A 21,507-nucleotide genomic window follows, 5' to 3' on the forward strand; every position below is an offset into this window, starting at 1 on the left:
GGCCGACTACCCTCCGCCCATGCAGGTCATCAGAGTCGCCTCAGAATCACCGCAGGTCTTCGAGTTGTGCGCGGAGCAGCAGGCCGAGCTGGCGTGGCGGCAGCGCGAGGTCGTCGACGACACTCCCAAGCACCTCGACCCACGCATCTCCTTCCTGCTGCTGCACGCCGGCGAGGAGGTCGCGGGCTGCGCAGGGCTTCAGCCGCTGGAGCCGGGCGTGGGCGAGGTGAAGCGGATGTACGTCCGCCCCGCCCACCGTGGCCGCGGCCTCTCTCGCCGGTTGCTGACGGAGGTGGAGAAGCTCGCGGCCGAGTACGGCATGCGCACGCTCCGCCTGGAGACCGGCCGCCTGTTCGACGAGGCGATCGGCCTCTACACCTCCTCCGGCTACCGCCCGATCCCCCGCTTCGGCCCCTACGCCGAGTGCGCGGAGAGCGTCTGCTTCGAGAAGCACCTCTAACAGAACGAAGATCTGCATACCCTCATCCAGCAGGCGTTTCGCCAGATATTTGGCTGAATGACCAGTCAGTGGGTATGGTTCCGGGCATGAGAATCCTGCTCGTGGGAGCCGGCGGCGTCGGCTCCGCCGTCGTGCCCATCGCCGCCCGCCGAGATTTCTTCGAACACATCGTGGTGGCCGACTCCAAACAGAACCGGGCGGCCGAGACCGTCGCCAAGGTGAACGACCCCAGGTTCAGCGCCATCCAGCTGGACGCCTCCGACCGGGCCCAGGTCGCCGCCGCCCTGCGCGAGCACCGCTGCGACGTGCTGTTCAACGCCGTCGACCCGCGCTTCACCATGCCTCTGTTCGACGCCGCGCTCGAGACGGGCGCCCACTACCTCGACATGGCCATGTCCCTGTCCAGGCCGCACCCGCACAGGCCGTACGAGCTGACGGGCGTGAAGCTCGGCGACGAGCAGTTCGCGCGCGACCGCGACTGGCGCGCGAAGGGCAGGCTCGCGCTCGTCGGGATGGGCGTGGAGCCGGGGCTGGCTGACGTGTTCGCCAGGTACGCCGCCGACCACCTGTTCGAGACCATCGACGAGGTGGGCATCAGGGACGGCTCCAACCTGGTGGTCGAGGGCTACGACTTCGCGCCGACCTTCTCCATCTGGACCACGATCGAGGAGTGCCTGAACCCGCCCGTGGTGTGGGAGGACGGCCGGTGGCGCACGACCGAGCCGTTCAGCGAGCCGGAGATGTTCGACTTCCCCGAGGGCATCGGCCCCGTGGAGTGCGTGAACGTCGAGCACGAGGAAGTGCTGCTGGTCCCGAGGTGGATCGACGCCAAGAGGGTGACGTTCAAGTACGGCCTGGGCGAGGAGTTCATCGGCGTGCTGAAGACCCTCCACAAGCTCGGCCTCGACGGCACCGACAAGGTCAGGGTGGGCCAGGAGGAGGTGGCGCCGCGTGACGTGGTCGCCGCCAGGCTGCCCGACCCCGCCACGCTCGGCGACAGGATGCGCGGCAAGACCTGCGCGGGCACGTGGGTGAAGGGCACGGGCAAGGACGGCCGCCCGCGCGAGGTGTACCTGTACCACGTCGTCGACAACGCCTGGTCGATGAAGGAGTACGGCGCGCAGGCCGTGGTGTGGCAGACCGCCATCCACCCCGTGGTCGCGCTGGAGTTGGTGGCGCGCGGTGTGTGGAAGGGCGAGGGAGTGCTCGGCCCCGAGGCGTTCGACGCGGTGCCGTTCCTCGACCTGCTCAACGAGTACGGCTCGCCGTGGGCGATGCGGGATCAGTCGGAGACACGGGCCGCCTAGAGACCTGGGAAGGCCACTACGCCGGCGGGAAAGATCGGAAACAGCGCTTCCGCGCAATCGGCGCACGCCATCACGCGAGAGTCGTCAGAGAGGCGGCCGACGTGCACCCTGGGGCGCGGCCAGCGCTTGTGGCAGACGACGCACGCGTCGCCTTCCCGCTGCGCCGCGCTCATACCGTCGGCGTCAAAGGTCACCATGCCGGGCCAGTCCATCACGCTCCTCGCGCTCGCCGCTGGGGGTTCATACCCGAACCGTTATAGCCCGGTGATCGTTTAGCGCGGTGCCAAGCGAGGGTGAAAACTCGGCGATGGCGATACGCAAAAACGGGCATCCAGCGCAAGCCGGATGCCCGATTTTCGCGTGGTTATGCGGACAGTGCCTTTTCGAGGATGCCGAGACCCTCTTCGAGCAGGTGCTCGGGCATGACGAGCGGCGGCAGGAAGCGGAGGACGTTGCCGTAGGTGCCGGCGGTCAGCACGAGCAGACCCTCGGCGTGACACCTGCGGACGATCTCGGCCAGGGCCTCGGGGTTGGGCTCCTTGGTGCCGGGCTTGACCAGCTCGATCGCGATCATCGCGCCTCGCCCGCGGACGTCGCCGATGATGTCGTAGCGCTCCTGCATGGCCTTCAGCCTGGGCAGCATGATCTCGCCGATGCGGCGGGCCTTGCCGACCAGGTCCTCCGACTCGATCGTCTCCAGGACGCCGAGCGCGGCCTCGCAGGCCAGCGGGTTGCCGCCGTAGGTGCCGCCGAGGCCGCCCGCGTGCACCTTGTCCAGCAGGTCGGCGCGGCCGGTGACCGCGGCCAGCGGCAGGCCGCCCGCGATGCCCTTGGCGGTGGTGATGATGTCGGGCACGACGCCCTCGTCCTCACAGGCGAACAGCCGGCCCGTGCGGGCGAAGCCCGTCTGCACCTCGTCGGCGATGAACACGATGCCGTTCTCGCGGCAGAACTCGGCGATGCGCGGCAGGAAGCCCTTGGCAGGCTCGATGAAGCCGCCCTCGCCGGCGATCGGCTCGATCACGACGGCGGCCACGTTGGCGGCGCCGATCTGCTTGGTGATCGCGTCGATGGCCTGCGCGGCGGCTTCCTCGGCGCAGTTCTCCGGACCGGTCGGCCAGCGGAACGGGTAGGCCAGCGGCACCCGGTAGACCTCGGGCGCGAACGGGCCGAAGCCCTGCTTGTAGGGCATGTTCTTGGCGGTGAGGGTCATCGTGAGCAGCGTGCGGCCGTGGTAGCCGTGGTCGAACACGACGACGGCCTGTCTGCCGGTGGCCAGGCGCGCGACCTTGACCGCGTTCTCGACGGCCTCGGCGCCGCTGTTCACCAGGAACGTGCGCTTCTCGTGGTCGCCGGGCGTGAGGCTGTTGAGCTTCTCGCAAACCTCGACGTACGACTCGTAGGGCGTGACCATGAAGCAGGTGTGCGTGAACTCGGCGACCTGCCTGCCGACCCGCTCGACCACGCGAGGAGCGGCGTTGCCCACGCTGGTCACGGCGATGCCCGAGCCGAAGTCGATCAGGGAGTTGCCGTCGATGTCGACGACCACGCCGCCACCGGCCCGGGTCACGAAGACCGGCAGCGTCGTGCCGATGCCCGGCGGGACGGCCGCCTGCTTGCGCGCGAGCAGCTCCCGCGACTTCGGTCCTGGGATCTCGGTGACGAGGCGGCGCTCCTGCGGAAGCGCAGGGCCTCCCTGCTGGTTGCTCATGCTGTGACGGTACGGCGGGCAGCGCCATGTCTCGATGTGTCGTGATGGCACAATGGGCCTAGCTCGCTTTGCCGGAATGGACAAACACTCGATGGCGCCTTCTCTGCAGACAGTGGTGCGCCGCATGCGGCTGCTTCCGCTGGCCGGTTCGCTCGACCACCCCGTGCGGTGGGTCGCGGTCAGCGAGCTGGAGGACCCTACGCCGTTCCTGGAGGGCGGCGAGCTGGTCCTCACCACGGGGATGCGCCTGACGGCCGACTTCGGGCGTTACGTCGGCAGGCTCGTGGAGCGCGGGGTGGCGGGGCTCGGCTTCGCCGTCGGGCTGACCCACGCGGAGGTGCCCGCGGAGCTGATCGAGGCGGCCGCCACGGCGGGGCTGCCACTGCTGGAGGTGCCGCGCGAGACGCCGTTCATCGCGATCGGAAAGGCGGTCAGCGAGCTGCTGGCGGCCGAGCAGTACGAGGAGATCAGCAGGGCGTTCGCCGCGCAGGGCAGGCTGACGAGGGCGGCGCTGCGCCCCGAGGGCGCGCACGCGGTGATCGACAGGCTGGCCAGGGAGGTCGAGGGCTGGGCGGCGCTGCTCGGCGAGTCGGGCGAGGTCGAGCACGCCACGTCCGGCGCCCGCCTCGACGCCGTCATGCCCGTCCTCGACCGGCTGCGCCGCGCGTCGAAGGACGGCCATCCCGCCGAACGGCCGTTGTCCAGCGTGGCGCTGTCGTCGCCTGGGGAGCACGTGATCGTGCAGCCGATCGGGGGCGCTTCCAGGCGCATCCATGGTTTCTTCGCGGTCGGCGCCCCGCGTCCCTTCTCCCCCATGGCGCACACCATCATCAACGCGGCCGGCTCCCTTCTCACGCTGGCGCTGGAGCAGGGCAGGACGCTGGTGGCGGCCGAGCGCGGCGTGCGCTCGGCCGTACTGGCGTTGCTGCTGGCGGGCGAGGTCGACCAGGCGCGTGCCGCGCTGGCCCCGCTGGGCGGGCGGCTGCCCGAGGAGCCCTTCACCGTTCTCGCGGCCGACGCGGAGACGCTGGAGCCGCTGGAGCCGCGCACGTTCACCAGCGGAGGGATCGCGCTGGTCGAGGAGGTGCCCGCCCTGGCCGAAGGACCCGTCGGGGTGAGCTCGCCGGTCGCGTACGGCGAGCTGGGCAGCGGCATCGAGCAGGCGGGCCGCGCGCTGGAGGCGGCGCGCAAGACGGGCGGCGGCACGGTCAGGTTCGCCGACCTGGCAGGGCAGGGCCTGCTGGCGCTGCTGGATCCGGCGGCCGCGAGCGCGTTCGCCGCCGCGCTGCTCGCGCCGCTCAACGAGTACGGCTCGCGGGCCGACCTGATCGAGTCGTTGCGCGCCTACCTGACGGCCAACGGCCACTGGGACGCGGCTGCGCAGCGGCTCGGCGTGCACAGGCACACGCTGCGCTACCGGATGAAGCGCGTGTCGGAGCTGCTCGGCCGCGACCTCGACGATCCGGGGGTGCGGGCCGAGCTGTGGATCGCGCTCAACTCTTCGGGGCCAGGTAGCCGCAGATCGTCGCGGTCGTGACGGCCTCGTAGGTGCGGCCGTCGCGCAGGTGACCCGCGCGTTCGAGGCTGATCGCGCCCTGCGCCGCCGCCCACAGCGCGTCGGCGATCTTGCGGGGCTGGGTGGGGACGAGGTAGCCGGCGGAGATGCAGTCGGAGATCACCCTGTCGAGGATGTTGAGGGCGGCGCGGGCGAGGGTCCTGGCGCGCTCGCTCGGTTCGAAACCGGGGATGGCCTTCTCGAACATCAGCGTGTAGAAGCCGGGCTCGGCCATGCACGCCTCGCGGTAGGCGGGGCCGAGAGCGCCGAGGTACTCGAAGGGGTCCTTCCGCGCCGGCACGCCTTCGAGGAAGCGGCGGAAGCGCTCGAAGCCCTCCAGGTAAAGGGCCTCGGCCAGACCCTCCCTGCTGCCGAACATCGTGTAGATGACCGTCGTCGAGCAGCCCGCCTCGGTGGCGATCCTGGGCACCGACAGGCCGTCGGCGCCCTCGGCGGTCAGAAGGGTCGCGGCGACCTCGAGGAGACGACCGCGAAGCTGGTCGTGAGAGGTCCTCTCGCCCAGCAGGTAGGCACCCTGAAGCCCCAGCGGCGCAGTGGAGGTCATGGGGCTCGGCCTTTCACGCTCGGAGGAACCGCACCAAGAGGACTTAGCCAGTACGGAGATCACTCAAACCACTCGACAAGCTAAACATCCTGAAATAGCACTACTTCCGTTACACAATCGGGAAAGCTCCTTTGTTCGTAACGGCCTGCCGCCCCCGCGCGGTTGTGCAACGTGGAGAACTTACCCGCCCTGGGTTCTGGCATAGCGTCGGGGTATGGACGTGCGCACCTTCTGGCTCGCTGGACGCCCCGCCAAGGGGGACACCGAGCTCACCGTTACCAACTCCCACGATGGTCGCGTGGTCGGCACCTACTCTGTGCCGACCGAGGCGCAGGTCGAGGAGGCGATCGCCGCGGCGGCCGCCGTACAGAAGGAAGCCGCGGCGCTGCCCGTGCACGTGCGGGCGGAGGCGCTGGCCCATGTGGCCAAGCGGCTGGCCGAGCGCGCCGAGGAGATCGCCCAGCTGATCACCGGCGAGAACGGCAAGCCGATCTTCTGGGCGCGCGGCGAGGTCAACCGCGCGATCTCGACCTTCCGCTTCGCCGCCGAGGAGGCCAGGCGCTGGTCGGGCGGCGTGCAGCGGCTCGACACCGAGCCCGCGGCCACTGGCCGCCTCGGCTACGTCACCCGGCAGCCGCGCGGCCCCGTGCTGGCGATCACACCGTTCAACTTCCCGCTGAACCTCGTGGCGCACAAGGTCGCTCCCGCGATCGCGGTGGGGGCTCCCGTCATCGTCAAGCCGGCCCCCGCCACGCCGCTGTCGTCGCTGGTGCTCGGCGAGATCCTGGCCGAGACGGACCTGCCCGCGGGCATGTTCTCCGTCCTGCCCATCGAGAACGAGCGCGCCGCCGCGCTGGTGCAGGACCCGCGCCTGCCGGTGGTGTCCTTCACCGGCTCGGGCCCGGTCGGCTACGCGATCATGGACCAGGTGCCGCGCAAGCACGTGACGCTGGAGCTGGGCGGCAACGCGGCGGCCGTGGTGCTCGCCGACGCCGACCTCGACTGGGCGGCCTCGCGCGTGGCGCTGTTCTCCAACTACCAGGCGGGGCAGAGCTGCATCGCCGTCCAGCGGGTCATCGTCGAGGAGTCGGTGCGCGAGGCCTTCGAGGAGAAGCTGCTCACGGCGGTGTCCGGCCTGGTCACCGGCGACCCGCTGGACGAGAAGACGCAGGTGGGGCCGCTGGTGTCGGTGGCCGCCGCCGAGCGCGTCTCCGCGTGGGTGGACGAGGCCGTCGCCTCGGGCGCCCGCGTGCTGGCGGGCGGCACCCGCGACGGCGCCACCATCACGCCCACGGTCCTCACCGACGTCCCCGAGGACTCGAAGGTCTCCTGCGAGGAGGTCTTCGGACCCGTCATGATCATCAAGTCGGTCGCGTCGGTCGACGAGGCGTTCGACGCGGTCAACTCCTCCAAGTATGGCCTCCAGGCGGGCGTGTTCACGCGCTCGCTCGACATGGCCTTCCGCGCCAACCGCGAGCTGGAGGTGGGCGGCGTGATCATCGGTGACGTGCCTTCCTACCGCGCCGACCAGATGCCCTACGGCGGGGTCAAGGAGTCGGGCGTCGGCCGCGAGGGCGTCCACTCGGCGATGGAGGACCTCACCTACGAGAAGGTCATGGTCCTCACGGGCCTTTCGCTCTGATCGAACCGAAGTGAACGAAGGAGCCCGATGAGGCGATCGCCTCATCGGGCTCCTTCACGAGCACGCCCTGCTCCTAGCGCCGCAGCGCCGCCAGCTGCTGCTCGAACGGGACCACCTCGTCGGCGGGCGCGGTTCTGCCCCGCAGTCCTGACATCAGCCCGGCCAGCTCCTCCGCCGCCCTTTCGACGCGCTCGGGCAGGCCCTCGGCGCCCCAGTCCTCCGAGGCCGCGTAGACCGCCGTCGGCACGACGATCGCCCGCAGGTAGGCGAACATCGGGCGCAGCGCGTGCTCCAGTGCCAGCGAGTGCCTGGCCGTGCCGCCGGTGGCCGCGATCAGCACCGGCTTGCCCGCGAGGGTGTCGTTCTCGATCACGTCGAAGAACGACTTGAACAGGCCGCTGTACGACGCGGTGAAGATCGGCGTGACGGCGATCAGGCCGTCGGCCGAGGTCACCGCGTCGATGGCGCGGCGCAGCTTGGCGCCGGGGAAGCCGGTCACCAGGTTGTTGGCGATGTCGACGGCGAGGTCGCGCAGCTCGATGACCTCGATCTCCACCTCCGGCAGCCTGGCGGCGCTCGCCGACGCCAGGCGGTCGGCCAGCAGGCGGGTCGAGGACGGCTGGCTGAGACCGGCCGAGACGACGGCGAGCTTCATGGGGTCACACTCCTACGGCAGTGGCCTTGGCCAGCAGCGACTGGTGGGTGGGGGCGTCGGGCACGTTGGCCGGACGGCCGACGGCGAACTCCTTGCGGAGCACGGGCACGACCTCCTCGCCGAGGATGTCGAGCTGCTCGAGCACCGTCTTCAGCGGCAGGCCCGCGTGGTCGATCAGGAACAGCTGGCGCTGGTAGTCGCCGAAGTGCTCCCTGAACTTGAGGGTCCGCTCGATGACCTGGTCGGGGCTGCCGACCGTGAGCGGGGTCTCGGCCATGAACTCCTCCAGGGAGGGGCCGTGGCCGTACACGGGGGCGTTGTCGAAGTAGGGGCGGAACTCGCGGATGGCGTCCTGGGAGTTCTTCCGCATGAACACCTGGCCGCCGAGCCCGACGATGGCCTGCTCGGGGAGTCCGTGGCCGTAGTGCGCGTAACGCCTCCTGTACAGGTCGATCAGCCGCTGGTAGTGCTCCTTCGGCCAGAAGATGTTGTTGGCGAAGAACCCGTCGCCGTAGTAGGCGGCCTGCTCGGCGATCTCGGGGCTGCGGATCGAGCCGTGCCAGACGAACGGCGGCACGCCGTCGAGCGGCGCGGGCGTCGAGGTGTAGCCCTGCAGCGGGGTCCGGAAGCGGCCCTCCCAGTCGACGACCTGCTCGCGCCACAGCCTGTGCAGCAGCGCGTAGTTCTCGATGGCGAGCGGGATGCCGTCGCGGATGTCCTTGCCGAACCAGGGGTAGACGGGCCCGGTGTTGCCGCGGCCCATCATGAGGTCCACCCGGCCGTCGGCCAGGTGCTGCAGCATCGCGAAGTCCTCCGCGATCTTCACGGGGTCGTTCGTGGTGATCAGCGTCGTGGACGTCGACAGGATGAGCCGCTCGGTCCTGGCCGCGATGTAGCCGAGCATGGTCGTCGGCGACGAGGCGACGAACGGCGGGTTGTGGTGCTCACCGGTCGCGAAGACGTCGAGGCCGACCTCTTCGGCCTTGAGCGCGATGGCGACCATCGCCTTGATCCGCTCGGCCTCGGTCGGCGTCGTGCCGGTGGTCGGGTCGGGGGTGACGTCGCTGACCGTGAAGATACCGAACTGCATGGCGATCTCCGCTCCTTCACGTTGAAGTTTCAATCGTCATTAACAGTGACCATCCATAGGATATTCCACGCGACGGGATGCGGCAAAGGGAGGGCAAAAAGAGGAGCGCCCCGGGGTCGGGGGAAACGCCCGGGACGCCCCTGGCGGACGTCGCCCAGCGGGGGGACGGGCACGCCCGCGGCATGGTCACGTGGTGGTCGACGTGCCCCCGATCAACTCACCAGTTCACGCCACCGCTCCTCCCAGGTGGCGTAGTCAGTGCATTCCCCCTTCGGGGGTTTGCAATCCCCCGGTGGGCGAACCGCAAAGGTGACCTTTTCGAACTTCTTCTCGTCGTCGATGCCGTACGCCTCGCAGAGCTGCCTCAGCTCCTTCTTGCAGGCTTTGGGATTGGCGGGCGCGAGCCCCACCCACGCGGCCGCGTCGTGCTGGGTCGAGGAAGCGGCCGTCCAGCTCAGCCAGCGGTATGCGCAGTCGAGGCTGGGCGTGTTCGCGCCGAGCATCCAGGAGTCGACCCAGCCGGTGATGGGTGTGTCGAGCGCCTTGACGTCCCTGCCCGCCTTCTGCAGCAACAGCCTGAAGTACGGCGTGGCCTGCGCGATGTCGACCTTGCCCGTCGCGAACGCCCGTACCAGCGAGATCGGCTCCTTCCAGTAGAGCCGGTGCTTGTTCTTGCCCAGCAGCGTCATGGCCTGGTCGAGCTGCGCACGGGTCAGCTGGTACGGGTCGGCGACCTTGCCGGCGAGCGCGGCGTCGGCGACGCTCAGCGGGCTGTCGGGCAACGCCGACCGCTGACTGTCGTACAGGGCGAGCGCGTCGCGCGGCTTGACCTTGGCGGCATCGTAGATGATCTCGTTGACGCCCCACAGGTACGGCACGCCGTACACCTTGCCGCCGACCTCGGTCTGGTCGCGCAGCCGCTTGGTCAGCTCGTCGTAGCCGGTGACCTTGGCGGTGTCGATGGGCTGCACCTGGTCGGCGGCGATCAGGCTCGCGGCCACCTCGGGACCCGCCGAGATCACGTCGTAGCCCCGCTCGCCCACCTTGGCCTGCATGTCCTGCGCCGTCTGCACGGCATCGAGCCTGGCGATGCGGCAGCCGGTCGTGCTCTCGAAGTCGGAGACCCAGTTGCTGCCCGCCCCGCCCGACTCGGCGTGGCCCTGGTAGGTGAGGATCTGCAGGGTGCCGTCGCTCTGCGGCTGGCTGGCGCTCGCGGAGGGCGTGGGGGTCGGCGTGGACTTCTGCGCCGGTGTCGCCGACGCGGAAGCCGGGCTCGCGCTGGGGGTGACCCGCGCCGAGGTGGTACGGCCCGCGGCCGTACTCGCCGCGCACCCGACCAGCGCCATGCACGCTGCGCCGGCGACCGCCATGGCAGGTATGCGGTGTCTCACGAAACCCCCCTCTGTCCAGCCTGGAGCTTACCGGGGAAGGCGTCCTGGAGCGCGCCGGCCGCGTCGGTCGCCCGGGCGCGCGAACGCCCCGCGGGCGCCGGGCCCGCGGGGCGTTTCTCCGCACTACTTGTTGGTCGGGAACCCGAGGTTCACACCGCCGTGCGACGGGTCGAGCCAGCGGGAGGTGACGACCTTGCCACGGGTGTAGAAGTGGACGCCCTCGGCGCCGTGGACGTGGGTGTCGCCGAACAGCGACGCCTTCCACCCGCCGAAGCTGTAGAAGGCCATCGGCACGGGGATCGGCACGTTGATGCCGACCATGCCGACCTCCACCTCGTTCTGGAAGCGCCTGGCGGCGCCGCCGTCGTTGGTGAAGATCGCGGTGCCGTTGCCGTACTCGCCGCCGTTGATCAGCTCCAGGCCCTCCTCGTAGGAGGAGACCCGCACCACCGAGAGGACGGGGCCGAAGATCTCCTCGGTGTGCACGCGCGAGCCCGCGGGCACGTGGTCGAGGACGGTGGGGCCGAGCCAGAAGCCCGGGGTGTCCGCGGCCTTGCCGCCGCCGAGCACCTGGGTCTCGCGGCCGTCCACCACGAGCTTGGCGCCTTCGGACAGGCCCAGGTCCAGGTAGGAGGCCACCTTGTCGCGGTGCACCTCGGTGACCAGCGGGCCCATCTCGGAGCGCTCGTCGTCCCCGGGGCCGATGGTCAGCCTGGAGACCCTCTCGACGATCTTGTCCACGAGCTCGTCACCGACCGGGTCCACCGCCAGGACGACCGAGATCGCCATGCACCGCTCGCCCGCCGAGCCGAAGCCCGCCGAGACGGCCGAGTCGGCGACCAGGTCGAGGTCGGCGTCGGGCAGGACCAGCATGTGGTTCTTGGCGCCGCCGAGCGCCTGCACGCGCTTGCCGTGCGAGGTGCCGGTCTCGTAGACGTAGCGGGCGATCGGGGTGGAGCCGACGAAGGAGACCGCCTTGACGTCCTGGTGCTCCAGGAGGCGGTCGACCGCCACCTTGTCGCCCTGGACGACGTTGAAGATGCCGTCGGGCAGCCCCGCCTCCTGCCACAGCCGCGCCATGAGCAGCGAAGCCGACGGGTCCTTCTCCGAAGGCTTGAGGATGAAGGCGTTGCCGCAGGCGATGGCGATGGGGTACATCCACATCGGCACCATCGCGGGGAAGTTGAACGGCGTGATGCCCGCCACCACGCCGATCGGCTGGCGCATGGAGTAGGAGTCGACCCTGGTCGAGACGCCCTCCGAGAAGCCGCCCTTGAGCAGGTGCGGGATCCCGCAAGCGAACTCCACGACCTCCAGGCCCCTGGCGACCTCGCCGAGGGCGTCGGAGTGCACCTTGCCGTGCTCGGCGGAGATCAGCGCGGCGAGCTCGTCGCGGTGGGCGTACATCAGCTCGCGGAAGCGGAACAGCACCTGCGCCCGCTTGACCAGCGAGGCGTCGCGCCAGGCCGGGAAGGCCGCGACGGCGGCGGCGACGGCGGCGTCCACGTCGGCGACCGACGCCATCGCAACCTTGCCGCTGACCTCGCCCGTGGCGGGGTTGAAGATCTCGGCGGTCCGGCTGTCGCCGTCGACGCGAGAGCCGTTGATCCAGTGGTTAACGCACTTCATCGTTGATGGTCTCCAAAGCGTTGACGATGATGCCGAGGCCCTCTGCCGCCTCGTCCATCGTCAGGGTGAGCGGGGGCGCCATGCGGATCGCCGTGCCGTACAGGCCGCCCTTGCCCGCGAGCAGGCCGAGCTTCTTGGACTCCTCCATGAACCTGGCGGCCAGCTCGGAGCTGGCCAGCTCGACGGCGAACATCAGGCCCTTGCCGCGGACGGAGGTGACGATCGGCAGCCGCTTCGCGGCCTCGCGCAGCCCGTCGATGATGAGCGCGCCCGTCCTGGCCGCGTTGGCCTGCAGGTCGTGGTCGAGCACGTAGTCGAGCGTGGCGTTGGCCGCGGCCATCGAGATCGGGTTGCCGCCGAAGGTGGCCAGGCCGACCGCGTGCAGGTTGTCGAGCAGGTCGCCGCGGGCCACGATGCCGCCGACGGCGAACCCGTTGCCCAGGCCCTTGGCGAACGTCATCATGTCGGGGGTCACGCCGTGGTTCTGGATCCCGAAGAACGCCGACCCCGTGCGACCCCAGCCGGTCTGCACCTCGTCGGAGATGAACAGGATCCCCTCCTCGTCGAGGACCTCCTTGTAGGCGGCGAACAGCCCGTCGGGGGCCATCGTGAAGCCGCCCACGCCCTGGATCGGCTCGGCGATGAGAGCGGCCACGTCGTTGGAGACGCCGGTCGCCAGCACGTGCCGCAGATCCTCGACGCAGACCTTGATGTAGTCGGCGTCCGACAGGCCCGCGAACTGGGGCAGGTGCCGGTCGGCGCCGTGCAGGAACGTCGCGTTGACCGGCGAGTAGGAGTTGTTCTTCCACGCGCGGTTGGAGGTGACGCCGACCGCGCCGAAGGAGCGGCCGTGGTAGCTCTGCCGCATGGCGAGCACCTGGTCGGACTTGCGCGCGTAGGTGGCGAGCAGCAGGGCCGTCTCGTTGGCCTCGGTGCCCGAGTTGGTGAAGAAGACCTTCGCGTCGGGGATCCCGGAGAGCCTGGCGATCTTCTCGGCCAGCTCGATCTGGCCGCGCAGCAGGTAGACGGTGCTGGTGTGCACGACGCCGGTGGCCAGCTGGCGCTCGACGGCCTCACGGACCTCGGGCACGTCGTACCCGATCATGTTGGTGAGGATCCCGGCGAAGAAGTCGAGGTAGCTCTTGCCCGAGGCGTCGACGACACGGTTGCCCTTGCCGCTGACGATCTCGATGGGCTCGTTGTAGTAGAGGGCCACCCAGTTGGGGATTACCGCCTTGTGGCGCGCGAGAAGGTCCGACATGCTCCGAGTATCCCGGTTATTCACCGTGCATCCCACCTCCAACCTGTCGGCATGACGCGACATCCGCTTACACTCTGCCCTGGCAGAATATGTCAGGACATAAGGACGTTCAACGGGGAAGGGCGCGGGTGCGGCCGAAACCCCCTGCGCCACCGGGGACGCCGAAGATCGCCGAGGTCGGGCGGGGCCCGTGTGCCCCCTAGGGGATGTCCCGTGCGCCTGGCGGTGTACGCCCTTTTCACCCGCTACATCGCGAGAGGCATGACGAATGCCCTCCTGCGGCGGACGCCCCGGCATGGGCGGGTCGAGCACCATCGGGTCATCGACGAAAGAGGAGACCCGAGATGACCATCACGATCGACCGCCCCGAGGCCCCCGCAGGACCCCCCAAGCTCGACCGCGAGGCACTCCGCCAAGCGCAGCGGGAGACCATGGCCACCCCGCGCATGGACTACAGCCTGCTGGCCAAGATGATGTTCAAGCCCGTCGACCTCATGTACGGCAAGCAGGGGTCGTTCACCAAGTTCGCGATGCTGGAGATCATCGCCCGCGTGCCGTACCAGGCGTGGGAGCGGGTGGGCTACTGGGCCGTGCACCGCTACGCAGGGAAGTCGGTCCTCGCCAAGCGGGTCTTCGAGCGGATCGTGGAGGCCCGCTCCGACCAGGACAACGAGCAGTGGCACCTGCTGATCATGCAGGACCTGATCGAGCGCAACGGGATGAGGCAGAACTGGCTCCTGCACAAGGTGGCGCCATGGTTCATCTCGTTCTTCTACTACCACGTCTCGTGGGTGCTGTTCCTGGTCAGGCCCGAGGCCAGCTACCGGCTCAACGCGGAGTTCGAGGACCACGCGGAGCACGAGTACATGACGTTCGTGGCGGAGAACCCCGAGCTGGAGTTCATGCCTGACCCGGGGACGTACGCGGACGAGTACGGCCGGTACCGGTCGGTGGCCGACCTGCTGCGGCAGATCGGGCACGACGAGCGGGTGCACAAGCTGGACAGCCTGGAGAACGTCAAGGACCCGCACTACGCCCCCGCCCGATGACGTCGCGCACCGTTCCGGGTTTCCCGGAGGAACGACCTCGCGCTCACGGAGGCTTTCGGGCGGGTCCATCGGCCCTTCCCACGAGCGCGAAGCCGCGGCTCTTCGGGGATCCGATGGCGCTTGACCCGGCGCCCTCCGTGAGTGCGGTATCGGTTCGTCAGACCTCTGCGGGGACAGGTGAGACGGGGGCGGAGGGGCGCAGGACCAGGAGGGCGAGGCAGGCCGCCGCGAGGCACGACGCCGCTCCGATCCACGCCCCCGTGGCCATCGCCGTGCTGAACGCCTCCCTTCCCGCGGCCGCCACGCCGGGGGCGAGCCGTACCGCCTGGGCGATCGACTCCCTGGCCGCCTCGGGTGCCGACTCGGGCATGGACGAGGTGTACACCCCCGCCAGCACACTCCCGAGGGCGGCGATGCTGAGGGCCATGCCGACCTGCTGGATGGTGTCGTTCAGCGCCGAACCGACACCGGCGTGCTCCACCGGCACCGCCCCCATGAGCGTCGCGTACGCCGCGGGCCCCGCGATCCCGCCGCCCGCGCCCATGATCACGAAGGCCGCGAACAACGACCAGTAGCCGCCGCTCATGGCCATCACCACGAACGACAGCCCCATCACCAGGATGCCCGTGACGACCAGGGTCCTGTTGCTGACCTTCTGCCCGAGCCCCGCGCCGACGCCGTTGAAGACCGCCGCCGAGATCGCGTACGGCAGCAGCGCCACCCCGAGCTGGGCCGCGCCGTACTCGAGCACGAACTGCAGGTACTGGGTGAGCATCAGCATCACCGCGCCGGACCCGAACGACATGAGCAGGATCGAGAACGACGACCCGCTGAAGTTGCGGTTCCCGAACAGGCTGAGCGGCAGCATCGGGTCGGCCGTCCTGCGCTCCCACAGCACGAAGCCGCCGATGCACACCACGGCCAGGGCGATCAGCACAGGGTTCCACGTCCGCTCGATGACCACGTAGACGAGCGAGAACAGCCCGACGACCGACAGCACCACGCCGAGCGGGTCGAGCCTGCGCGCGGGCCCGCGTGTCTCGGGCATCAGGACGACGGCGGCGATGATGCCGATCAGCGCGATGGGCGCGTTGAGCAGGAAGACCGAGCCCCACCAGTAGTTCTCGATGATGAGGCCGCCCACGATGGGCCCGGCGATCACGCCGAGCATGGCGACGGCGCTCCAGGCGGCCATGGCCTTGCGCCGTTCGTCGTCGTCGAAGGTCGTGATGAGGATGGACAGGGTCGAGGGCATGAGGATCGCGCCGCCCACGCCCATGAGCCCTCTGGCCGCGATGAGCTGCCATGGTTCGGCGGCGAGGACGGCGATCAGCGAGGCGCCGCCGAAGATCGCCAGGCCGATGATGAGGAAGCGGCGTCTGCCGTACCGGTCGGAGAGGCTTCCCGCGGTGAGCAGCAGGCCCGCGAAGACGAGCACGTAGGAGTCGAGGATCCACTGGATCTCCGAGGGGCTGGCCCCGAGCTCCTGCATCAGGGTGGGGATCGCCACGTTGAGGACGGTGCTGTCCACGACCAGCGGCAGCAGCGCCAGGCACAGGACGACGAGAGACCACCAGCGTCGCGGGTCTCGTACAGCGTTCGAGTTCACTCGCACACCGTACGACAGACTCGTACACTGTGCGAGTGGATTTATGCTGAAGGCGTGACCAGCAAGCAGTTCTCCTCGGTGTGGGTCCGCGAGCCCAGGCAGAGCAAGGCGCAGGGGCACGGGCTCAGCCGCGACCAGATCGTCCGCGCCGCGCTCGAACTGCTCGACGCGGAGGGCCTGGAAGCGCTGAGCATGCGCAAGCTCGGCGCCAAACTCGGCGCGGGCGCCACCAGCCTCTACTGGCATGTCGCCAACAAGGACGAGCTGCTCGAACTGGCCTACGACGAGATCTGGGGCGATATGCCGGTGCCCGATCCCGACACGGTGGGCTGGAAGGACACCGCCTCCGCCTTCGCGCACGGCATGCGGCAGGCGATCCTGCGCCATCCGTGGGCCGCGAGCCTGATCGGCAGGATGCCCGCCATCGGCCCCAACTCGCTGCGCGCGGGTGATCGGCTGTGCAGGGCACTCGTACTGGCCGGGTTCAGGGGGATGGACCAGGACTACGCCGGATCGGCGATCACCGCGTACGTCATCGGCACGACCATCCCGGAGGTGGCGTGGCGGAGCATGTCGCAGGCGGCCGGCTACGACACCGAGAGCATGCGGGAGATCGTGAAGATGGCCGCGGCCGACTACCCCGACCTCGTGGCCCGTACCGAACACCTCGCGGGACTGGACGAGCGGGCCGTACGCGCGGTGAACTTCGACTTCGGCCTGCTGTGCGTGCTCGACGGCCTGGAGAGAAGGCTCGGCTCCTGACCGTGCAACCCGCTAGGGGGTCGGGCGCATCTTCCCGGGTGTGAAAGCAGATTCCCTGGGAGACCGATGAGCCTCGATGAGGAGTACACCGCCTACGTGACCGGGCGGTTGTCCTGGTTACGGCGGATCGCCTACTTGCTGTGCCAGGACTGGCACCGGGCCGACGACCTGGTCCAGACGGCGATCACCCGGCTGTACGTCAAGTGGCGCAAGGCCCGCGTCGCCGACGACCTCGATGCCTATGTCCGGGTGGTCCTGATCCGGGTCTTCCTCGCCGAGCAGCGGACAGCCTGGTTCTCGCGAGTACGGCTGATGTCCGCGCCGCCCGATCCGCCGCCCCACGGCGGTGATCGCGACACGGCCGTGGACCTGAGCAGGGCGCTCTCCGCGGTGCCGCCACGCCAGCGCGCCACCCTGGTGCTGCGCTTCCACTGCGACCTGAGCGTCGAGCAGACCGCGGCCGCGCTCGGCTGCTCCACCGGGACCGTCAAGAGCCAGACCGCCCGCGGCCTGGCCACCCTGCGCTCGACGCTCGACGCGCCGTACTCCCACCTCTCGCACACGGAGGAGTGCTGATGGACACCAGACACCTGTTCGACACGCTGGCCGGCCAGGAACCGCCGCTCACGACGGTGGACGTGGGGCGGGCCGTCGCCGATGGACGCGCCACCCGCAGGCGCCGCAGGACCGCCCTCACGGCGGGCGCGTTGTCGGTGCTGCTGATCGCCTGGCTCGGCGTCGCCCAAGCGAGAGGCGGTGGCGACGTGGCCGTCTCCGTGCGCGGTGACGCGCTACCCGCCTCAGGGGTGGGGCCGCTGCGCCACGCCTACTACGACTGGTGCGGCAAGAAGTGGACTCCGGGCAAGGGCGGACCCTTCGCCGACAAGGAATGCGTGCAGTGGCGAGTGGTGACGCGGACCGGCCAGACCTTCAGGATGCCGGAGGCGCTGAGTGTCTACACCGACCAGACCGAAGCCAACTACATGAACACCGCGGCCCCGCTGGTGATCACCCCCGACGGGCGCAGGGTCGCCTACTACAGCGAGAAGGACCAGCGGTTCGCGGTCCGGGACCTGGCCGGCGGCCAGATCTGGCTGACCCCGCAGAAGGTGGACAGGAAGACGATGGTGAAGGGGGGCGTGATGCTGAAACTGTCCCCCGACGGCCGCCATCTCGGACTGAACGGCGTGGGCTTGCCGAACGCGGTCGTGGATGTTGAGACGGGGCGCGTCACCGAGATGCCCGAAGGCTGGCAGGTACTGGAAGTCGGCGACGGTGGCGGCGGTGTGGTCGTGGGGGACCAGCGTCTCCGGCTCGGCCTGCTGTCCGGAGGCGAGGTCCACCCCTTCAGCGCCGTAAACACCCGCTTCGACGTCGGCGGCCTCGCCCCGGACGGGCGGACCGTGGCATACCTGACCGGCGGCGAAGACGGCGATCCGGGCAAACTAGGCAAGTCACGCCCCGACGACACGATCGTCACGATCGACGGCATGACCGGCAAGATCATGACCAAGGTCACGTTCCGCGGCGCTCCGAAGGATTTCCGGCCCTGGAGCATGGGGAGCTGGGTCAGCCCCACCGAGGTGGCCGTCTCGGACGTGCTGCACGACCGCGCGTGGATGAAGGACAGGTCCATCACACCCACGATGGGCGAGGTCACGTACGCGATCGACGTCAACACGGGCCGGGTGCGCAAGCTGGCCGTCTACTCCTTCCGAGGCTGGTCAGGTGACGTGGTGATGCCGGGATTCTGACCGGTCCGCACGAGTTCCCGCTCGCCGTCCCGCACCCTGCGGGTGGTCCCCTTCGCGTCGAGGCTCTCCAACAACGGGATCGCGACGCGACGGGAGGTGCCGAGCGCCTGCCGGGCCTGCGCCGTCGTGAACGTGCGGGGCAGCGTGGCGAGCACGGCGACCGCCCGCCGCGCGGCGTCAGGCGGCAGGACGACGCCGGGGGCCAGGCGCGTGAGCCGTCCCGCCGCCTCGGCCGCGGCCAGGGCGCGGGCGTCCAGCCCGAGCTCGGTCAGCCGGACGCTGTCGGGAGCGGCGAAGGGCTCGGCCGCCCATGCGGCCTCCAGCGTGCGGATCGCCCGCTCGGTGGCCGGAGGCAGCGCCGACCCGGCGGGCAGCAGCCGCCCGCGTGCCCTTCGCAACCCCTGCGGAGGGGCGGCGCTGTCGGCGAGCGCGTCCACCAGCGCCCTGTCCGGCAGCCCGAGCGCCTGCCGCGCCGCCTCCAGCGGAAGCCCGGGGTCCAGCGGATCCTGTACGGCCCGCGCCGCGACGAGGCCGATCAGCCGCTCCCGCCAGGCCGCCCACGCGACGGGATCCACCAGCCACTCCCCCACGACCACCACCCCCTCGGGCGGGTCCGTGGCGGGGACGCCCATGGCGTTCAGGTCGGCCCGTCTGGCCAGACCGCGGCGGCGCAACTCGGCGGTGAGGTCGGCGCCGCCGTCCATGTCCGCCAGCACGGCCGCCCGCCGCGTGGCCGCCCCTCTGCGTCGCAGCCCCGGCGGCCGGACGTCGACGACGGTCGCGCCCCACAGGTGGCGGTTTCCCGGGTCGCGCACCAGGGCCCGGTCGCCGATCCGCAGCGGGAGGGCGTGCGCCAGGACGATCCTGGCGGTGTCGTCGCCCAGTTGCCTGACATTGGCGGGCACGGCGGCCGAGCCGATGTGCCACAGCGCCTGGCGGGGCAGCCGCCGCGCCTCCTCACGGGGCGGAGGGAGCCGTACGTCGAGGGTGGTCGTGGGCAGCCAGCGGCCGGGGGTCAGCAGCACGTCGCCGCGCCGCAGGCCGTCCGCGGCGGCGCCGCGCACATTGACCGCCACCCGCGCGGGCCCCGCGATCCGGTCGTGGGCCCTTCCGAGGCTGTGCAGGCCGCGCACCCTCAGGGGCCGGCCGCCGGCCTCCAGCGTGTCGCCGGTGGCGAGCGAGCCCGCTCCCAGCGTGCCGGTCACGACGGTGCCCCGTCCCGCGACCGTGAACACCCTGTCGATCCACAGCCGCACGTCGGCCTCGGGATCGGGATCCGGCAGCTCTGCCGCCAGCGCGGCGAGGGCGGCGCGCAGCTCGGGCAGGCCGTCGCCGGTGCGCGCGCTGACGGCCACCGCGGGCAGGCCCTCCAGCGCGGTGCCCTCGGTCCTGGCCCGCGCCTCGGCCAGCGCCGCGCCGGGGTCGGCCAGGTCGGACCTGGTGATCGCGAGCACCCCGTGGCTGATGCCGAGCGCGGTGACGACGTCGAGGTGCTCCTGCGACTGCACCCGCCAGCCCTCGTCGGCGGCCACGACGAACAGCACCGCGGGAACGGGGCCCACGCCCGCCAGCATGTTGGTCAGGAAGCGCTCGTGGCCCGGCACGTCGACGAACGCCAGGTCGCCGGTCCAGACGAAGCCGAGATCGATGGTCAGCCCCCGGCGGCGCTCCTCCTCCCAGCGGTCGGGCTCCATCCCCGTCAGGGCGCGCAGCAGCGTCGACTTGCCATGGTCGACGTGCCCCGCGGTGGCGATCACCCGCATACGGCCACCACCGCGTCGAACAGGACCTGGTCATCGACGGGGGGCACCGCCCGCAGGTCGAGCAGGAAGCGGCCACGCTCGACGCGGCCGAGGACCGGCGGGTCGCCCAGCCGCAGCGGCTCGGCAAGCGACTCCTCCAGCGCGACGGCGGCGCTGGCCAGTTCGACTCCGGGCGCGCCCCCGCCGCCGACGCGCGCGACGCTGGCCACGGCCTCGACCTCCAGCCCCTTGTCGGCCAGCCGTACGGCGAGCGTCCTGGCTCTGCGCAGGAGTTCGGCCGGGTCGGCGTGCAGGGCGAGCGCCGTGGGCGGGGGCGGTCCCTCGATGGTGGCCTCCAGGGCGGCGAGCGTGAGCTTGTCCACCCGCAGGGCGCGGGCGAGCGGGTGCCTGCGCAGCCGCTCGACCAGATCGGCCCTGCCCAGCAGCAGCCCGCACTGCGGGCCGCCGAGCAGCTTGTCACCGCTGGCGGTGACCAGGTCGGCGCCGTGGGCGAGCCAGGTGGCGGCGTCGGGCTCGTCGGGCAGCGCGGGGTCGGGGCTGAGCAGTCCCGACCCCGCGTCGGCGACCAGCGGCACGCCGAGCCCGGCCAGCTCGGCGACTTCGGGGGTCCCCGCGAAGCCCTCGATGCGGTAGTTGGACGGGTGCACCTTCAACACGAACCCGGTGTCGGGACCGATCGCGTCGGCGTAGTCGGCGACGCTCGTCCTGTTGGTCGTGCCGACCTCGCGCAGCCGCGCGCCGGTCGAGGCCATCAGGTCGGGCAGCCGGAACCCGTCGCCGATCTCGACGAGCTCGCCCCTGCTGACGACGATCTCGCGGCCCTGCGCCAGCGCCGTGGCCGCCAGCACGAGCGCGGCGGCGTTGTTGTTGACCACGTGCACGTCGCCCGCTCCTGGCACCGCGCGGGCGAGCGCCGCCATGGCCGCCGTGCCCCGCCGCCCTCTGCGCCCGGTGACCAGGTCCAGCTCCACGTCGGTGGTGCCGGCGGCGGCGCGCACCGCCTCGATCGCCGCCGGCGACAGCGGCGCCCTGCCGAGGTTGGTGTGCAGGAGCACGCCGGTGGCGTTGACGACCCTGCGAGAGCCCGACGCGGTCAGCTCGTCGAGCGCCGACTCCACCACCTGGGCGGGCGTGATGGCGCCCTGTCTGGCGCGGCGCTGCGCGTCACCGACGGCGGCCTTCACCCGGGCACGGCCCAGCCGCGCCAGCGCCTCGGCGAGCCGAGGGTCGGCGAGCACGGCATCCGTTCGGGGAATGAATCGGCGCGGATCCGTCATGACGATCAAGATAGATGCCTCTAGAGT

The 21,507-nt window shown here is 70.6% G+C and carries 19 protein-coding genes; 8 read left to right on the plus strand and 11 right to left on the minus strand.

Annotation, left to right across the window (positions count from 1 at the left end):
• Nucleotides 1-19: 19 nt before the first annotated feature.
• Both AB0B45_RS39725 and AB0B45_RS39730 read left to right on the plus strand, forming a co-directional pair.
• Nucleotides 20-460, plus strand: coding sequence for a GNAT family N-acetyltransferase (locus AB0B45_RS39725; RefSeq protein WP_358141996.1), 441 nt, complete (start codon nt 20-22; stop codon nt 458-460).
• 86 nt (nt 461-546) lie between these two features.
• Nucleotides 547-1,767: a saccharopine dehydrogenase C-terminal domain-containing protein gene (locus AB0B45_RS39730; protein WP_358141999.1), complete on the plus strand. Its 1,221-nt coding sequence runs from the start codon at nt 547-549 to the stop codon at nt 1,765-1,767.
• Here the strand turns inward: AB0B45_RS39730 and AB0B45_RS39735 are convergent.
• Together AB0B45_RS39735 and gabT are read right to left on the minus strand one after the other, a co-directional pair.
• On the minus strand, nt 1,764-1,979 hold the full coding sequence (locus AB0B45_RS39735; RefSeq protein WP_358142002.1) for a hypothetical protein: 216 nt from the start codon (nt 1,977-1,979) through the stop codon (nt 1,764-1,766). The genes AB0B45_RS39730 and AB0B45_RS39735 overlap by 4 nt on opposite strands.
• 152 nt (nt 1,980-2,131) lie before the next feature.
• The gene (gene gabT, locus AB0B45_RS39740; protein ID WP_358142005.1) at nt 2,132-3,478 is read right to left on the minus strand and encodes a 4-aminobutyrate--2-oxoglutarate transaminase; all 1,347 of its coding nucleotides are present in this window, start codon (nt 3,476-3,478) and stop codon (nt 2,132-2,134) included.
• Nucleotides 3,479-3,602: 124 nt separating this feature from the next.
• Between gabT and AB0B45_RS39745 the strand changes: the two genes are divergently transcribed.
• Nucleotides 3,603-5,015 (plus strand): PucR family transcriptional regulator, encoded by a 1,413-nt coding sequence (locus tag AB0B45_RS39745; RefSeq protein ID WP_358142008.1) that lies wholly within the window; start codon nt 3,603-3,605, stop codon nt 5,013-5,015.
• Here AB0B45_RS39745 and AB0B45_RS39750 read toward each other — a convergent pair.
• Complete coding sequence (locus AB0B45_RS39750) at nt 4,972-5,598, minus strand: TetR/AcrR family transcriptional regulator (RefSeq protein ID WP_358142011.1); 627 nt, start codon at nt 5,596-5,598, stop codon at nt 4,972-4,974. The two genes, AB0B45_RS39745 and AB0B45_RS39750, sit on opposite strands and share 44 nt — an antisense overlap.
• A 214-nt stretch (nt 5,599-5,812) precedes the next feature.
• On the opposite strand from AB0B45_RS39750, the gene AB0B45_RS39755 reads away from it, so the two are divergent.
• Nucleotides 5,813-7,240 carry an aldehyde dehydrogenase family protein gene (locus AB0B45_RS39755; protein ID WP_358142014.1) on the plus strand — a complete coding sequence of 476 codons (1,428 nt, stop codon included), beginning with the start codon at nt 5,813-5,815 and terminating at the stop codon, nt 7,238-7,240.
• 73 nt (nt 7,241-7,313) lie between these two features.
• Here the strand turns inward: AB0B45_RS39755 and AB0B45_RS39760 are convergent, their stop codons facing one another.
• The 5 genes from AB0B45_RS39760 to AB0B45_RS39780 form a co-directional block, all read right to left on the minus strand.
• Nucleotides 7,314-7,895, minus strand: coding sequence for an FMN reductase (locus AB0B45_RS39760; RefSeq protein ID WP_358142017.1), 582 nt, complete (start codon nt 7,893-7,895; stop codon nt 7,314-7,316).
• 4 nt (nt 7,896-7,899) lie between these two features.
• Nucleotides 7,900-8,985 (minus strand): LLM class flavin-dependent oxidoreductase, encoded by a 1,086-nt coding sequence (locus AB0B45_RS39765; protein WP_358142020.1) that lies wholly within the window; start codon nt 8,983-8,985, stop codon nt 7,900-7,902.
• A gap of 212 nt (nt 8,986-9,197) precedes the next feature.
• On the minus strand, nt 9,198-10,376 hold the full coding sequence (locus tag AB0B45_RS39770) for an extracellular solute-binding protein (protein ID WP_358142023.1): 1,179 nt from the start codon (nt 10,374-10,376) through the stop codon (nt 9,198-9,200).
• 123 nt (nt 10,377-10,499) lie between these two features.
• Nucleotides 10,500-12,005, minus strand: coding sequence for a CoA-acylating methylmalonate-semialdehyde dehydrogenase (locus tag AB0B45_RS39775; protein ID WP_358142026.1), 1,506 nt, complete (start codon nt 12,003-12,005; stop codon nt 10,500-10,502).
• Nucleotides 11,992-13,266: an aspartate aminotransferase family protein gene (locus AB0B45_RS39780; protein WP_358142028.1), complete on the minus strand. Its 1,275-nt coding sequence runs from the start codon at nt 13,264-13,266 to the stop codon at nt 11,992-11,994. Before AB0B45_RS39780 ends, AB0B45_RS39775 begins: the two co-directional genes overlap by 14 nt.
• Before the next feature lie 344 nt (nt 13,267-13,610).
• On the opposite strand from AB0B45_RS39780, the gene AB0B45_RS39785 reads away from it, so the two are divergent.
• Nucleotides 13,611-14,315: an alternative oxidase gene (locus tag AB0B45_RS39785; protein ID WP_358142031.1), complete on the plus strand. Its 705-nt coding sequence runs from the start codon at nt 13,611-13,613 to the stop codon at nt 14,313-14,315.
• Between the two features lie 157 nt (nt 14,316-14,472).
• On the opposite strand, the gene AB0B45_RS39790 is transcribed toward AB0B45_RS39785, so the two are convergent.
• Complete coding sequence (locus tag AB0B45_RS39790; RefSeq protein ID WP_358142034.1) at nt 14,473-15,924, minus strand: MFS transporter; 1,452 nt, start codon at nt 15,922-15,924, stop codon at nt 14,473-14,475.
• A 54-nt stretch (nt 15,925-15,978) separates the two neighbouring features.
• Here AB0B45_RS39790 and AB0B45_RS39795 point away from each other — a divergent pair, with 54 nt between their 5' ends.
• From AB0B45_RS39795 to AB0B45_RS39805, 3 genes are all read left to right on the plus strand, one after another.
• A complete protein-coding gene (locus AB0B45_RS39795) occupies nt 15,979-16,686 on the plus strand; it encodes a TetR/AcrR family transcriptional regulator C-terminal domain-containing protein (RefSeq protein WP_358142037.1) in 708 nt (235 codons plus the stop codon).
• Between the two features lie 66 nt (nt 16,687-16,752).
• Entirely contained in the window at nt 16,753-17,262 is a 510-nt protein-coding gene (locus tag AB0B45_RS39800) for a SigE family RNA polymerase sigma factor (protein WP_358142040.1), read from the plus strand.
• The gene (locus tag AB0B45_RS39805) at nt 17,262-18,440 is read left to right on the plus strand and encodes a hypothetical protein (protein WP_358142043.1); all 1,179 of its coding nucleotides are present in this window, start codon (nt 17,262-17,264) and stop codon (nt 18,438-18,440) included. The genes AB0B45_RS39800 and AB0B45_RS39805 overlap by 1 nt, the downstream gene beginning before the upstream one ends.
• Here AB0B45_RS39805 and AB0B45_RS39810 read toward each other — a convergent pair.
• Nucleotides 18,392-20,203: a SelB C-terminal domain-containing protein gene (locus AB0B45_RS39810; protein ID WP_358142046.1), complete on the minus strand. Its 1,812-nt coding sequence runs from the start codon at nt 20,201-20,203 to the stop codon at nt 18,392-18,394. The two genes, AB0B45_RS39805 and AB0B45_RS39810, sit on opposite strands and share 49 nt — an antisense overlap.
• The gene (gene selA, locus AB0B45_RS39815) at nt 20,194-21,480 is read right to left on the minus strand and encodes an L-seryl-tRNA(Sec) selenium transferase (protein ID WP_358142049.1); all 1,287 of its coding nucleotides are present in this window, start codon (nt 21,478-21,480) and stop codon (nt 20,194-20,196) included. Before selA ends, AB0B45_RS39810 begins: the two co-directional genes overlap by 10 nt.
• Between the last annotated feature and the right edge of the window lie 27 nt (nt 21,481-21,507).

The sequence above is a fragment of the Nonomuraea sp. NPDC049152 genome, assembly GCF_040648355.1.
Taxonomy (GTDB): Bacteria; Actinomycetota; Actinomycetes; order Streptosporangiales; family Streptosporangiaceae; genus Nonomuraea.